Source organism: Chitinophaga sp. 10T418, from assembly GCF_056394125.1.
Window position 1 is genome coordinate 111255 of sequence record NZ_JBFTHG010000011.1, and the last position, 13764, is coordinate 125018.

Annotated in this window: 12 protein-coding genes; 7 read left to right on the top strand and 5 right to left on the bottom strand. The window is 45.4% G+C overall.

What is annotated here, in order from left to right:
- Nucleotides 1-133: 133 nt before the first annotated feature.
- The 3 genes from AC1DCV_RS27100 to AC1DCV_RS27110 all read left to right on the top strand — a co-directional run bounded on the left by AC1DCV_RS27100 (nucleotide 134) and on the right by AC1DCV_RS27110 (nucleotide 2430).
- Nucleotides 134-685, top strand: a complete 552-nt coding sequence (locus AC1DCV_RS27100) for an SMI1/KNR4 family protein (RefSeq protein ID WP_477026118.1) — start codon at nucleotides 134-136, stop codon at nucleotides 683-685.
- A 21-nt stretch (nucleotides 686-706) separates the two neighbouring features.
- Nucleotides 707-1282 carry a Crp/Fnr family transcriptional regulator gene (locus AC1DCV_RS27105; protein ID WP_477026119.1) on the top strand — a complete coding sequence of 192 codons (576 nt, stop codon included), beginning with the start codon at nucleotides 707-709 and terminating at the stop codon, nucleotides 1280-1282.
- A 68-nt stretch (nucleotides 1283-1350) separates the two neighbouring features.
- Nucleotides 1351-2430, top strand: coding sequence for an oxidoreductase (locus AC1DCV_RS27110; RefSeq protein ID WP_477026120.1), 1080 nt, complete (start codon nucleotides 1351-1353; stop codon nucleotides 2428-2430).
- A gap of 79 nt (nucleotides 2431-2509) precedes the next feature.
- Here the strand turns inward: AC1DCV_RS27110 and AC1DCV_RS27115 are convergent, their stop codons facing one another.
- From AC1DCV_RS27115 to AC1DCV_RS27130, 4 genes are all read right to left on the bottom strand, one after another.
- Complete coding sequence (locus AC1DCV_RS27115; RefSeq protein WP_441571897.1) at nucleotides 2510-2779, bottom strand: hypothetical protein; 270 nt, start codon at nucleotides 2777-2779, stop codon at nucleotides 2510-2512.
- Between the two features lie 78 nt (nucleotides 2780-2857).
- Nucleotides 2858-3757, bottom strand: a complete 900-nt coding sequence (locus tag AC1DCV_RS27120; RefSeq protein WP_477026121.1) for a LysR substrate-binding domain-containing protein — start codon at nucleotides 3755-3757, stop codon at nucleotides 2858-2860.
- 1 nt (nucleotide 3758) lies between these two features.
- Entirely contained in the window at nucleotides 3759-4568 is an 810-nt protein-coding gene (locus AC1DCV_RS27125) for a hypothetical protein (protein WP_477026122.1), read from the bottom strand.
- A 131-nt stretch (nucleotides 4569-4699) separates the two neighbouring features.
- The gene (locus tag AC1DCV_RS27130; RefSeq protein WP_477026123.1) at nucleotides 4700-5818 is read right to left on the bottom strand and encodes a hypothetical protein; all 1119 of its coding nucleotides are present in this window, start codon (nucleotides 5816-5818) and stop codon (nucleotides 4700-4702) included.
- Nucleotides 5819-5936: 118 nt separating this feature from the next.
- On the opposite strand from AC1DCV_RS27130, the gene AC1DCV_RS27135 reads away from it, so the two are divergent.
- Nucleotides 5937-7286 (top strand): hypothetical protein, encoded by a 1350-nt coding sequence (locus AC1DCV_RS27135; RefSeq protein ID WP_477026124.1) that lies wholly within the window; start codon nucleotides 5937-5939, stop codon nucleotides 7284-7286.
- A 37-nt stretch (nucleotides 7287-7323) separates the two neighbouring features.
- On the opposite strand, the gene AC1DCV_RS27140 is transcribed toward AC1DCV_RS27135, so the two are convergent.
- Nucleotides 7324-7545: a hypothetical protein gene (locus AC1DCV_RS27140; RefSeq protein ID WP_477026125.1), complete on the bottom strand. Its 222-nt coding sequence runs from the start codon at nucleotides 7543-7545 to the stop codon at nucleotides 7324-7326.
- A gap of 221 nt (nucleotides 7546-7766) precedes the next feature.
- Here AC1DCV_RS27140 and AC1DCV_RS27145 point away from each other — a divergent pair, with 221 nt between their 5' ends.
- The 3 genes from AC1DCV_RS27145 (at nucleotide 7767) to AC1DCV_RS27155 (ending at nucleotide 13763) form a co-directional block, all read left to right on the top strand.
- Nucleotides 7767-8147: a hypothetical protein gene (locus AC1DCV_RS27145; RefSeq protein ID WP_477026126.1), complete on the top strand. Its 381-nt coding sequence runs from the start codon at nucleotides 7767-7769 to the stop codon at nucleotides 8145-8147.
- A gap of 87 nt (nucleotides 8148-8234) precedes the next feature.
- On the top strand, nucleotides 8235-12602 hold the full coding sequence (locus AC1DCV_RS27150; protein WP_477026127.1) for a CusA/CzcA family heavy metal efflux RND transporter: 4368 nt from the start codon (nucleotides 8235-8237) through the stop codon (nucleotides 12600-12602).
- An 18-nt stretch (nucleotides 12603-12620) separates the two neighbouring features.
- Nucleotides 12621-13763, top strand: a complete 1143-nt coding sequence (locus AC1DCV_RS27155; protein WP_477026128.1) for an efflux RND transporter periplasmic adaptor subunit — start codon at nucleotides 12621-12623, stop codon at nucleotides 13761-13763.
- Nucleotide 13764 lies beyond the last annotated feature (1 nt).

Sequence of the window (13764 nt, forward strand, 5' to 3'; positions counted from 1 at the left end):
AATCTAATCTCCACAATCTAATCTCCACAATCTAATCTCCACAATCTAATCGCTATAATCTAACTGCTAACAGCTAAAAGCTAACAGCTATTTGGTGTATATTTGGATTCACTTACCAGATTAAAATACATCTATGCAACACGAATTGGATTTGTTAACAGCGCACTTGCGCACGCAGCGTCCCGGATTGTTTGCGAAACTGAAAAATCCACTGACCATTGCCGACATCAGGGCACTGGAAGAAAAATATAAGGTGGTGATCCCGGAACCCGTGCAACAGTTATACCTGTGGAGAAACGGGCAGGATCAAAATTTCACCGAAGCATTTGTAAACAACTCCATGTTTATACCATTGGAAGAAGCGCTGGATACCGCTGCGGATAACACTTCCATGATAGGCTATGATTTTGAAATTGAGAACTGGTGGCATAAGGACTGGTTTCCCTTGTTTCATAATGGTGGTGGTGATTATATTTGTTATGATGCCGCAGGGTTGTTTACGGATCAACCCGGACAGCTGATTGAGTTCTGGCATGCAGACAATGATCGTGATGTGATTGCACCTGATCTGTTATCGCTGATTACTGCGTTGAATAAATTTTATGCCGCTGGTCCTGGTCAGGAAGAGGAGTATTTCCAGGTGGATCCTCCTGCGGACTATCCTAAAACATTCACGGTAGGCTAACGACTAATATTTTTTCTGAAGATGAAATTACTCACTGACAGCATCGGCAAACACGTACCACTCACGGCTGATGATATCCTGCGCATCCCAACGTATTTCGAATCGGTGAAAACGAGCCGCCATCAATACTTACTGCGGGAAGGTGAAATATGCCGGCACGAATTTTTTGTGCTCAAAGGTTGCTGCCGGCAATATGAAATAGATACTGCCGGAAAGGAGAACGTATTGCAATTCAGTGTGGAAGGCTGGTGGATGACGGATCTGGATAGCTTGCTCCATGAGAAACCATCCCTGTTTAATATCGATGTGCTGGAAAGCGGGGAAATCCTGCAGATCAATAAGCAGCAGTTGTATCAGTTGTTTCAGGACATTCCTGCCGTAGCGCAGTATTATCATATTATTTCCCAGCGCTCTTCTGCGGCGTTGCAGCGCAGGATCTTATTTTTACAAAAGCCTGCTTTGGAAAGGTACCAGGAGTTCGTCAGCCGCTATCCTTTCCTGGAAACAAGGCTGCCCCAGCACCAGGTAGCTGCTTATCTGGGGATTACAAAGGAATCGCTGAGCCGTTTACGCCATAAGATGGCGAAGGGGGAGTAGCTTTTTATTACCATATGTCATTTTCTGTGGACCGGCAAGTCCTCAACTTTGCCTTAAATAAACAGACAATGACAACACATCCGATTTTAGCTTCTTTTGAACTGGCCAATCAATTTGTGAAAAACAGGGCGGTAGTAGCCCCGATGAGCCGTGCCAGCGCCACCTTACAAGGAGTCCCCACTGTAGCGATGCATGCCTATTATGAAAAATTTGCTGCGGGTAGTTTTGGTATCATTATTACTGAAGGTCTTTATACAGATACGGTTGCCAGCCAGGCTTATCCACATCAGCCGGGCATAGTAACACCTGCACAAATAGCAGGGTGGCGGGAGCTGGCAACGAAAGTAAAAGCACATGGAAGCTTATTCATCGCCCAACTGATGCATGCCGGTGCATTATCCCAGCATTTAACGCACACACAGGCGCCTTCGGTAGTGACACCGCTTGGCACAAAACTCCGTTCTTATGGCGGGGGAGAAGGACCGTTTCCAATTCCGGCTGCTATGACGGCAACGGATATACGCATTGCGGTGGAAGGTTATGCCAGTGCCGCTAAAAATGCGGTGGCTGCCGGATTTCATGGCGTTGAAGTGCATGCGGCCAACGGTTATTTGCCGGATCAGTTTTTAACTGCTTATACCAACCTTCGGGAAGATGAATATGGCGGCACTATTCCGAACCGCTTTCGCATCATCGCAGAAATCCTGGCGGCCATCCGGAAAGTGGTGCCGGCTGATTTTATGGTAGGCTTACGCTTGTCGGAAGGCAAGGTGAATGACGATCATTACCGCTGGCCGGATGGCGCCGTTACTGCTGCCGCTATTCTGGAAGAAGTGATTAAAGTGGCCCCTGACTATGTACATATTTCGGGCGAGGGCAGCACCTGGGAGAAGCTGGGGGTATATGACAACAATGAATCACTCACGGGAATGGCTAAACGAATGGTGCAGCGCCCTGTTATCGCCAATGGCGGATTAGAAGATCTGGCTGTAGCTGGGAGAGCGTTGCAGGAAGGGCACACTGATTTTATTTCACTTGGCAAGGCGGCATTGGCTAACCCCGACTTCCCGGTACGGGTGGCAGCCGGACTGCCGGTATTACCTTTCGAACGTGCCATGGCAGCACCTTTTCCTCCGCTGGAGGTCTAAGGTTACTGCTGGTATGTTGACAGAAATGTATCGTAAAATAAATTGGTGTAAAAGGAAAGAAGTATATGCTTCTTTCCTTTTATTCTCCGTTATATAACATCTCCATTTCCAGGAGTTTGCTGCCGCCGGCAAAATCGGCTGCGGCATCCGGACATAAAACGGAACCTAATGAGTTCATCATTCTTTGGGCAACGAGATCTATATCTTCAGTAGTGGTTGATAAGAAAGGAGCCTGGCTTTTTAGCCGGGAAATTAATCCGTTTTTTTGCTGTACAGAAATGTCTACAATCTTGTTGATTCTTTCTACAGCAGCTTTGTATAACTCGTCATAATAAAAAAGCATATTCATATAAAACTATATTTTGTACGGTTCAAATGTATGCTTATACCTATAATCCTGGCTATAGGAAAATATTATGACCTATAATTAATAATTATAAATGATTTTGGCCATTTTGATGAATCTTTTGTTCAGGTCGCTGGTTTCTCCTTTGCGCTGAATGAAGTAAAAACTGCGCTCTATTCGCAGTCCTTCGAAGTTGAGAATGGTCAATTCTCCATGCTGTAGCTCCTTTACAATAGAACGGGTAGATAAAAATCCTACGCAACCGGACTCCAGCAGGAAATTTTTCAATGCTTCCGTACCACCCAGCCGTACTTTTATTTTCAGGTCATTCAACCGGATTTTACTTTTCTGTAACCCGGTTTTGATCGCTTCCAGTGTACCGCTGCCTCGTTCCCGGATAGCCACCGGCATAGACAGGATGTCTTTCACTGCATAGTTCTTTTTCTTTGCCAGCGGGTTATTACGACTGCATACCGCTACGATCTGGTCTTTCAGAAAAGGCTGATAGGTAATGTTACTGAGTTGTCCCTTTTCTTCTGTTACGCCAATGTTAATTTCTTTGTCGAGCAATGCCTGCAATACAATCTCACTGTTCCTGTTTAATAAAGAAATGTCCACCAGCGGGTATTCCCGGTGAAAGGCCGACATCACTTTAGGGAGAATATATAAAGCGGCGGTAGTGCTGGCACCCAGGTTCAGCATGCCAGTGGCTTGCTGCTGGTCGTGGATCACAGATATGTCAAACTCCGTTTCCTGTTGTATATGCCTGACCGTTAGCAACCGGCTATACAGCAATTGTCCGGCTTCTGTCAGCTCTATCTGCAATCCCTTTCTTTCAAATAGCTTGGTCTTATACTGTTCTTCCAGTCCTTTGATATGAGTACTCACCGCAGGCTGCGAAATAAACAGCGCCTGGCTGGCTTTGGAAAAGCTTTTCTGGTGAGCTACTTCCATAAAAATCAGGTGACGGTTGGAGAGCATATTAAAGTATTGATAAGGAAAGATATTCAATTTCCCGCTTCCGGATAAATTGTATAAGGTCCTCGTAACCGGTTATTTTGTTATTCATGATTTCCACTTTCCGGATCCAGTTCTGCTGATCGTCATATTGGAACACATATCGGAACGTGGTACCGTGAACGCCACCCGTTCCATCGACATGATCATGCGTATACATGGTCAGGTGATGATGCTCATTGTATTCATTAATTTTGGTGGTGTGTGGTTTATCTGCCGCCAGTGCATCTTCGGAGTCATAGGTAAACTCTGAAAGCACCTGCTGCTGTTTATTGTATTTTCTTTTAGTGATGTCATACAATTGACCGAAGGAGTGGTAATACACCAGCTCCACGAGGCTGCCATCTGTATCAGTGACCTTTTTTGTTTCCCATTGCTCATTATAAGGATCTTCTTCTATTTTCACAGCAACGTCATTTTCGAATTGGGTCGTTACATTACCAGCTTCATCATATACGGTTTTATAAATATCCTCACCATAGTACCCGAATGTTTCTTTGTATTGGCTGTTGCCATAAAAGGTGTTTTTATAAACAATGGTGCCATCGTTTTGCATTAATGTTTCTTCGAGCAACACGCCTTTGTCATCAAAATCATACACGATGTTTTTAACAGGTTCATGCTGTTCATTATACACCTCCCATTTCCGCAAGTTGCCTTGTGCGTCATAATGAGATAGTTCATAGCCATAATCAGTGCCGGCGGAATCGGTGGTGCTGTATTTCATTTGCCGGATGCTGCCGGTTAATTCATCATCTGTGATGGTTTTTCTCATGGGCCGTTCAGGATATTTAGATCAATTTATGATAATCAATTGAAAATAATCCTGAAATACCAGTTATCCCATGAATGCAACTAAACAGCAGATGATAGTTCAGGATATCATCTGCTGTTTATAACTGGTTATTATCTCTCTATCACTACTTCTGTTAATTTATCCAGTTGTGCTACGATCCCCCAGCCGTAAAAATCATTCGCTACCGCTACCAGTATTTCGTTATTGCCTTTTACGAGCGGGAGGTTAAAGGAACTGTTTTCTACAGTACAACGACCATCCGGTTGCTTCATCAGCGGGGCGCCGTATAGGTTTTTATCTACATACACATATTTGCCGTTTAAAAATACCCATACCTCATCACTGAACCCCAGGTTTAATTTCAGATTTTGTTCTGTGGTAGATTGAATGGTTGTTTTCAGCCATACCAGCCGGCGGGCGCGTTTTTCGGTGCCGCCGAATTTACGGGTCAGGTTAATCAGCCCCCTTCTTTCTGCGTGAATAGTTTCCCAGGGTGTTTCCTTGTCCGGAAAAAACGCCAGGCTGAAATCAATTTTTTCCGGCATCCTGATTACCGGGCTTACCTGCCATTTGCGGAGGTAGCGGGCATCGTTGCTGGTGATGTCTACCCCTTCCTGAGGAGAAAGGCCATCCGTTTGATCCGGTTTCACTACCAGGTTGGCAATGATCATCTGTCCATCAAAGGAGAGTGCCCCATGCCAGGTGTTGCCTTCCAGTTGTGGGACTTCCAGTGCAGGATGTAGGGTATCGTTTACGTATACACGCAGTTGTTTGCCGGATACCACCAACTTTACATGATTCCATTTGTCTTTTTCAAACCAGGCGATGTTCTGATAGTGATACAGCATGTCCCATAGATTAATGCCGCCGATGAAAGGGGCATATTGTATGGCATACTCACTGCCCGAACCAGCAGTACGGAAATAGAAACATTCATTTTCGTCCCGGCTGGCACGCCGGAAATGAATGGAGGCAAAGCGCGGATCTACCGGCTCCATATCATATTCAATAGTCCCATCTTTAAAATCCAGGTTTTTTAACACGGCGGAATCAGCGCTGTTTAATATCTTCATGGCCGGTACGGATTTGTAGGTGAGAAATTCTACCGTGCCTGGCTTGAAATCCCAGTTTGCTGCCTGCATAGGCACGGAGATCTCCGTTTTCTTTTGTTGTGCATTTGTGCATACCGGCAGCAGCAGGAATAATAGACCAATGGCTGTTTTTGTCATGACGTTTTTTATTTTGAATGGATATCCGGCAAAGATGAATGATCACTATTTTAAAGGCTATTCAAGGAGCCGTCAAGTTTGTGCAAGTTTGTGCAAGTTGACAATACATTAACAGGTAATGAATAACAGTTTTGAAATAAATTACATAAGAAAGTGCCTGGCGCTGGTGGAGACCCGGTTAAACTGGGGAGCAAGCAGCGAATGGACGAGTTATGATTTCGAAAAATTAAGTGGGGCCATCGCCGACGCCACCGGGGTAACGTTGAGCATTACCACCTTGAAACGCCTTTGGGGAAAACTGAAATACACAAATATTCCTACTGTCACCACGTTGAATACACTGGCAAAATTTGCCGGGTATAGTGATTGGCGGGACTTTAAAAAGCAGGTGCCCCTGGAGCATGGGGAAACAACGGCATCCCGGCAGGATATGACTGCGCAAACGGCAGCAACGGTACCAATACCTCAGTGGCACGCAGGATCAACGACAACTTTATCTCCCGAAGGGGTGGCTGACCACACCAAACCTTCCAGGAACTGGGCTTACTGGTTATTGGGGCTATTGCCACTGGCAGCAGTCATCTATCTGTTATTGATCTCAAATGGTAAACCCGGATCTCCCGTTAACCCTGCAGCGTATTCATTTAGCAGTAATAAAATCAGGATGACCGGCGTCCCCAACTCCGTCATCTTTAATTATGAGGCCACTGCCGCTACCGACTCAGTATTCATTGCGCAGTCGTGGGATATCAGGAGAAAGGTCGCAGTGCCCCGGCAGGAAAAAACGTATTCCGCTATTTATTATGCCCCCGGTTATTTCAGGGCTAAGTTGATGGTAGGTAAACAAATTGTAAAAGAGCATGACCTGCTCATAGACTCCAATGGCTGGCTGGCCATGATAGAAAACGAAGAGGCGGTACCGTTATATTTCAAAAACGAAGAGGTGGAAAAGAATGGGGAGGTTACTGTGGATGAAAGGCTGTTGTCTCAATACCATATTGCATTACAGCCGGTACCACCACCATTGCGTTTTTTTAACGTACAGGATCTGGGTGGTATCAAAAGCGATCAGTTTATTTTTGAAACTACATTGAAAAGTGATTTTCACCAGGGTACTGCTGCCTGTCAGCGGGTAGAAATACTGATCCTTTGTAAGAATGATGTGATCATTATTCCTTTATGTGCCAGAGGTTGTGTAGGCGACCTTGCCTTGTATGCCGCAGGCGCCGGTGCGCAGAGCAAAGATGCTGATCTTTCTAAATTCGGGTGTGATCTCGATCAGTGGGTGACACTGAAGGTGGAGGCAAAAGATAAACATATGCAGTTTATCGTGAACGGGCAAACCGCATATGCACTTACTTTCCCGCATGCGGCTACAGATATAGTAGGACTTCAATACCGGTTTAACGGCACGGGGGCGATAAAAGATACCCGCTTTATAAAGGGGGATAAGGTTATTCGCCTATAGTCCCTTTTCGTATAGTCCTGCCAGTAAGCTGGCTGTTTTACTGCTTCCACTCCATGGATTCAATTCTTTTATTTTCTATTTCTTTGCCGCTCATACGTCCAGACCAGTAGTTGACTTTGTCTGCTGGCATTTGCGGAGATGCCTTTGGTGCCGTAATGGTGATTCCCATCAGTTCTTTGCGGGAAGTAACCGAATCCTGACCAGGTGCATGGAAGGAAAGGGAAAACAGGACAAAGATTTGTGCTGCAATACGTTTCATCGTTCCTCGGTAATAATGTTGACAACGTGATGCGTGGGTTACTCTTCAGTGAAACACAGCAGGGGTGAAGACCCGGTAAGAGAAGATAGTGGGGCGAAGGTGTGCCTTTATTTTAAAGGGAAGACCTCGGATCGGGAAATCATTTTACGCAGTCTGGAAACTTTCCTTTCATTCATCAAAAATAATCGGCCCTTGTAGACAGAATATTTATCTTTGCCGTAGTGAAAAAAAGAGGAGTCTACATATTATTTCTCATTTTCATACTTCATCATACTGCTTTCGACCAGCTGCTCAAATTGCCCGCACTTGTAGTGCATTACCAGGAGCACCATGCACGAAACAGCGAGCTGAGTGTGATGGGATTTTTATGTATGCACTACTGGGGACAGGATGACAACGATAATGATGATGAAAGGGACATGCAATTACCCTACAAAACAGTGGATATTCATACCCTGCATCATTCCTTTATTCCACTCGCAAAAGCGATGGCTGTAAAACAACAAACCTATCGTGAAATAACGATCCATTACCCTGCACTGAAGGACAACTATCTGCCTGAACCAGCGCTCACTTCGCCTTTCCGTCCTCCCAAAGTATAAGTTTTTTAGGGTTATTATTTGAGCGCCACCTGTCACTAACAGGTGGAAGTGCGCATTTTATTTCTATTTGAATTAACGAAAAAGGACATGCTAAATAAGATCATTAGCTTTTCTGTAAAGAACAAGCTGGTTATAGGGCTATTCGTACTGGCACTGATTGGCTGGGGAACTTTTGAGGTCACCCGGCTGCCCATTGATGCGGTACCGGACATTACAGATAACCAGGTACAGGTAATTACCGTATCTCCCTCGCTGGGAGCACCGGATGTAGAACGACTGATTACCTTTCCCATAGAACAATCCTGTAGTAATATTCCTGGTCTGAAACAGATCCGGAGTTTTTCCCGCTTTGGGCTATCGCTGGTCACCATCGTTTTTACGGACGAAACAGATGTTTACTGGGCGCGGCAACAGATCAGTGAGCGACTGCAACAGGTGCAGCAGGAAATTCCTTCCGGCGTAGGGTCCCCTGTGATGGCGCCGGTTACCACCGGGCTGGGAGAAATTTATCAATACGTGGTACGCCCTCTGCCCGGTTATGAAGGCAAATACGGCCCCATGGAACTACGCACCCTGCAGGACTGGGTAGTACGCCGGCAGCTGCTGGGAACCCCGGGCGTGGCCGATGTGAGCAGCTTTGGGGGGCAGCTCAAACAGTATGAAATTGCGGTGAAGCCGGGGCAACTCAAAGCCAACAATATTTCTATTGCAGATGTATTTGATGCCCTGGAAAAAAATAACCAGAACACAGGTGGCGCCTATATCGAAAAAGGCCCTACTGTTTTATATATCCGCAGTGAAGGCCTCACCAAAGGTATAGATGATATCGAAAAAATAGTGGTGAAAACACTGGACAATGGTATGCCGGTGCTCATACGTGATGTAGCCACCGTACAATTGGGCGCGGCCACCCGCTATGGCGCTATGTGTTTCAACGACAAAGGAGAAGTAGCCGGCGCAGTAGTGATGATGCTGAAAGGAGAAAACTCTTCAGCAGTGATAAAAAGAGTGAAGGAAAAAGTAGCGATTATTCAAAAATCCCTGCCGGAAGGCGTGGTCATTGAACCTTTCCTGGACCGCACAAAAATGGTGAACAACGCCATTAAAACAGTAGAAACAAACCTGGTAGAAGGTGCATTGATAGTAGTGTTTGTACTGGTGTTTTTTCTGGGTAATCTGCGTGCCGGGTTAATTGTTTCTTCCGTCATCCCGCTGTCGATGTTGTTCGCCATTATCCTGATGAACAAATTTGGCATTGGAGGTAACCTGATGAGTCTGGGAGCTATCGACTTCGGACTGATTGTAGATGGCACCGTGATTGTGGTAGAGGCCATCCTACACCGATTTACCCACTCCAAACAATTCAGAAAGCTGGGGGTAGTAGATCAGGCCACCATGGATGCGGAAGTAAATGCATCTACCGGTACTATGATTAAATCCGCCGTATTCAGCCAGATCATTATACTGATTGTATACATCCCGATTTTATCATTGCAGGGCATTGAAGGAAAAATGTTTAAGCCCATGGCCTTTACCGTGGCCTTTGCCATCCTGGGTGCTTTCCTGCTGTCTGTTACCTATGTGCCTATGATGAGTGCACTCTTCCTGAGCAAAAAGATCAGTCATAAACCTTCGCTGGCAGACCGTATGATGGAATGGCTGGAAAGGCGCTATCAGCCTGCGTTAACAAGGATGATGAAATTCCCGAAAGCCATTATCGCCGGTACATTGGTATTGTTTGCTATCTCCATAGTTATACTGGGTCGGATGGGAGGCGAGTTTATTCCTGAACTGGAAGAAGGCGATTTTGCAGTAGAAACCCGTTTGCTTACCGGAAGCAACCTGAATACCACTATCCACGCTACCCAGCAAACTGCCGCCATTTTGTTGAAGAAATTCCCTGAAGTAGAAAAAGTGGTTACCAAAATAGGTAGTGCGGAAATTCCCACTGATCCGATGCCGCTGGAAGCCAGTGATATGATGGTGATTTTGAAAGATAAAAAAGAATGGACTTCTGCACACAGCTTTGATGAGCTATCGGAAAAGATGAGCAAGGAACTGGCCGTAGTGCCAGGTGTAAGTGCAGGCTTTCAGTTTCCCGTGCAAATGCGCTTCAATGAACTCATGACCGGCGCCCGTCAGGATGTGGTGTGTAAAATATTCGGAGAAGATCTTGACTCACTGGCACTATATGCCAATAAGCTGGGAGAGATCATTAAAACAGTGGACGGCGCCATCAATCTCTATGTGGAAACCGTTACCGGTATGCCACAGGTGGTGATCAACTATAACCGCGACGCCATGGCCAAATACGGTCTGAATGTGAGTGATATTAACCGTGTGGTAAATACTGCATTCGCCGGGCAAACAGCCGGGCTGGTATACGAGGGTGAAAAACGTTTCGATATGGTGGTGCGACTGGCAGATGAATCCCGCCGGGATTTAGCCGATGTACAACACCTGTTGATACCTACCCGTCAGGGCATACAGGTGCCGCTGGACCAGGTAGCTACTGTAGAAGAAATAGAGGGCCCCAACCAGGTACAACGCGAAGATACCCGCAGAAGGATTATTGTTGGCTTCAACGTGACCGGCAGAGATGTGCAGACAATTGTAACTGAACTACAGCAGAAGGTAGCCGCACACCTGAAATTACCTCCTGCCTATTACATCGTATACGGAGGTGCGTTTGAAAACCTCACCGCTGCCAAAGAGCGATTATCACTGGTGGTGCCTATTGCCCTGCTGATGATTTTTATGTTGTTATACTTTGCTTTCAATTCCGTTAAACAAGGACTGCTGATTTATACCGCCATCCCATTGTCCGCTATTGGAGGCATCCTGGCACTGTGGATCAGAGACATGCCATTCAGCATTTCCGCCGGTGTTGGGTTCATCGCGCTGTTTGGAGTAGCAGTGCTGAATGGTATCCTGCTGGTATCAGAATTTAACCGCCTGAAAAAAGAAGGCTGGCACGATGTGAAAAGAGTGGTGATTCACGGTACCAAATCAAAATTGCGCGCAGTACTGATGACGGCACTCGTACCCTCGCTGGGCTTTATTCCTATGGCCGTAAGTAACGGTGCAGGTGCAGAAGTACAAAAACCATTGGCAACCGTAGTGATTGGAGGCTTAATTATTTCAACCATGCTTACATTATTTGTACTGCCGGTATTTTATATCCTTTTTGAAAAAGGGTTTAAATATTTTAGACCCGGTAAAGCGGTAGTGGCCGGAATAGCGTTGCTGATCTTTGCAATGCCTGCCACTACTCATGCACAACAACGATTAACTGTACAGGAAGCCGTGGACCTGGCATTGAAAAATAACCTCCATATACAGTCTGCCAAACTGGGCGAACAATTTTACCAGTCGTTGAAAAAAAGCAACCTGGACATGGATAAAACCAATGTAGGGATAGAATACGGTAAGCTGAACAGTGTGGCCAACGATAACCGGTTTACCATCTCCCAGGGAATACAATTTCCCACGGTATACAAACATCAGCGGAGTATCAATAATACGAATATTGCGTTGAGTAAAATCAATACCCGTCAGCAGGAATACGAGCTGAAAGCATCGGTGCGACAAGCATTCTATGCTTTATTGGTACTGCAGCAAAAGAAGCAGTTACTCCTGGAAGCCGATAGCATCTACCGCACATTCCTGGAGAAAGTTAATTTAAGATTTAAAGCAGGAGATGTAGATGCGCTGGAGAAATCCACCACGGAAAATCAGCGTTTACAGATCTCTAACCAGCTAAGTGTATTACAAACAGATGAAGCCATATTGCATAACCAGTTAAAGGTGTTATTGAATACTTCCGAAGTAATTATACCTGCGGAGTCTGATCCTGTTTACCGTTTCCATATGGACGAAATGCCGGATTCAGGTGCTGTTGACCGTACGCCGGCTATTGCCATGAAGCAGCAATTACTGGAACGGAGTATGCAGGAAAATAAACTGGAGAAAAGCCGCCTGCTGCCTACGCTGAACCTGGGATATAATAATACCAGCATCATCGGCTATCAGCGCATCGGAAGTGAAGAAAAGTATTTTGGTGGTGGTGATCGTTTTTCATCAGTGAGTGCAGGTGTTGGTATTCCGTTGTTTGGTAGTGCACAACGTTCGCGCATCCGCGCTTCCGGCATTTTTATACAGCAACAGCAACAGGAACTGGATGCTACCCGGCAACAACTGCAGTCGGAACTGACGAATGCGGAATATGTGTATGCTAACCGCTTGCAACTTTTCGGCACCCATACTATTTTATTAAATAATGCCTCCCTGATTATTGCTGGCGCCAATAAACGAATGGTTGCCGGTGAAATAGGTTACCTGGAATGGGTGATGCTCATCAACCAGGCCCTGGAAATACGGGGCAACTATTTTACGGTGGTTGAAGAACTGAATAATGCCGTCTTCACTATGGAAAAATTAAGTGCGCTTCATTAAAATATTAAATTCAATAGCATGAAAAAGATCACCTTCATCATATATAGCCTGGGCGTTTTTTTATTGGCCTGCAAAGAAAATAAGCCGGAGCAGAAAGCCACACCAGGCAAAGAAGTAACACCCCCCGTGAGTAATGAGGTACAACTGACCCCGGAGCAGATAAAAACAGCGGGCATAGAAATAAAGCCAGCCACCAACAGAGACATGCATACCATTATGCGGGTAAATGGCGTGGTAGATGTACCACCCCAGAATATTGTGTCCGTAAGTATGCCGTTGGGTGGCTATTTAAAAAGCATGCAGCTGTTGCCAGGTATGCAGGTGGCCAAAGGGCAGGTGCTGGCAGTGCTGGAAGATCCACAATACATACAGTTGCAACAGGATTACCTGATGGCAAAAAGTAAACTGCGCTACCTGGAAGCAGATTTTAACCGGCAGAAAGAACTGAATGAATCGAAAGCAAATAGCGATAAAGTTTTTCAGCAGGTAAGAAGTGAATTTGAAAGCCAGAAAATTATGGTAAGTGCGTTGAAACAAAAGTTGCAATTGATTAATATCAACACAGATAAATTAACGGAAGATGCTATCACCAGGAGCGTTGCCATCTATGCTCCTATCAGCGGATATGTGACCAAAGTAAATGTCAACACAGGCAAATATGTAAATCCAACAGACGTATTGTTTGAGTTGATCAACCCGGCAGATCTGCACCTGAGCCTGACAGTTTTTGAAAAAGATTTAGCAAGTCTGGCGCCTGGTCAGCGGGTAAAGTGTTACACCAACAGCAAAGCAGGAGAACAGTATACCGCCACCATTCATCTCATCACGAGGAATGTGGATGAAAACCGCTCTGGTGAAGTGCATTGCCACTTTGAAAAATATGACAGGCGTTTATTGCCCGGTATGTTCATGAATGCCGAAATTGAGTTGCAAAATGCCAACGTGACGGCGGTACCAGATGATGCCGTAGTGAAATGGGAGAATAAACATTATATTTTTGTATCAGCAGGAAATGATAAATTTATAATGACGCCGGTAGAAACAGGCACCAGTAACGGGGGCTTTACAGAAATAAAAAGTAATATTGGTAATAAAGAAGTGGTTACCAGGAATGCATATATGTTGTTGATGAAGATGAAGAACGGAGGAGAGGAAGGATAAG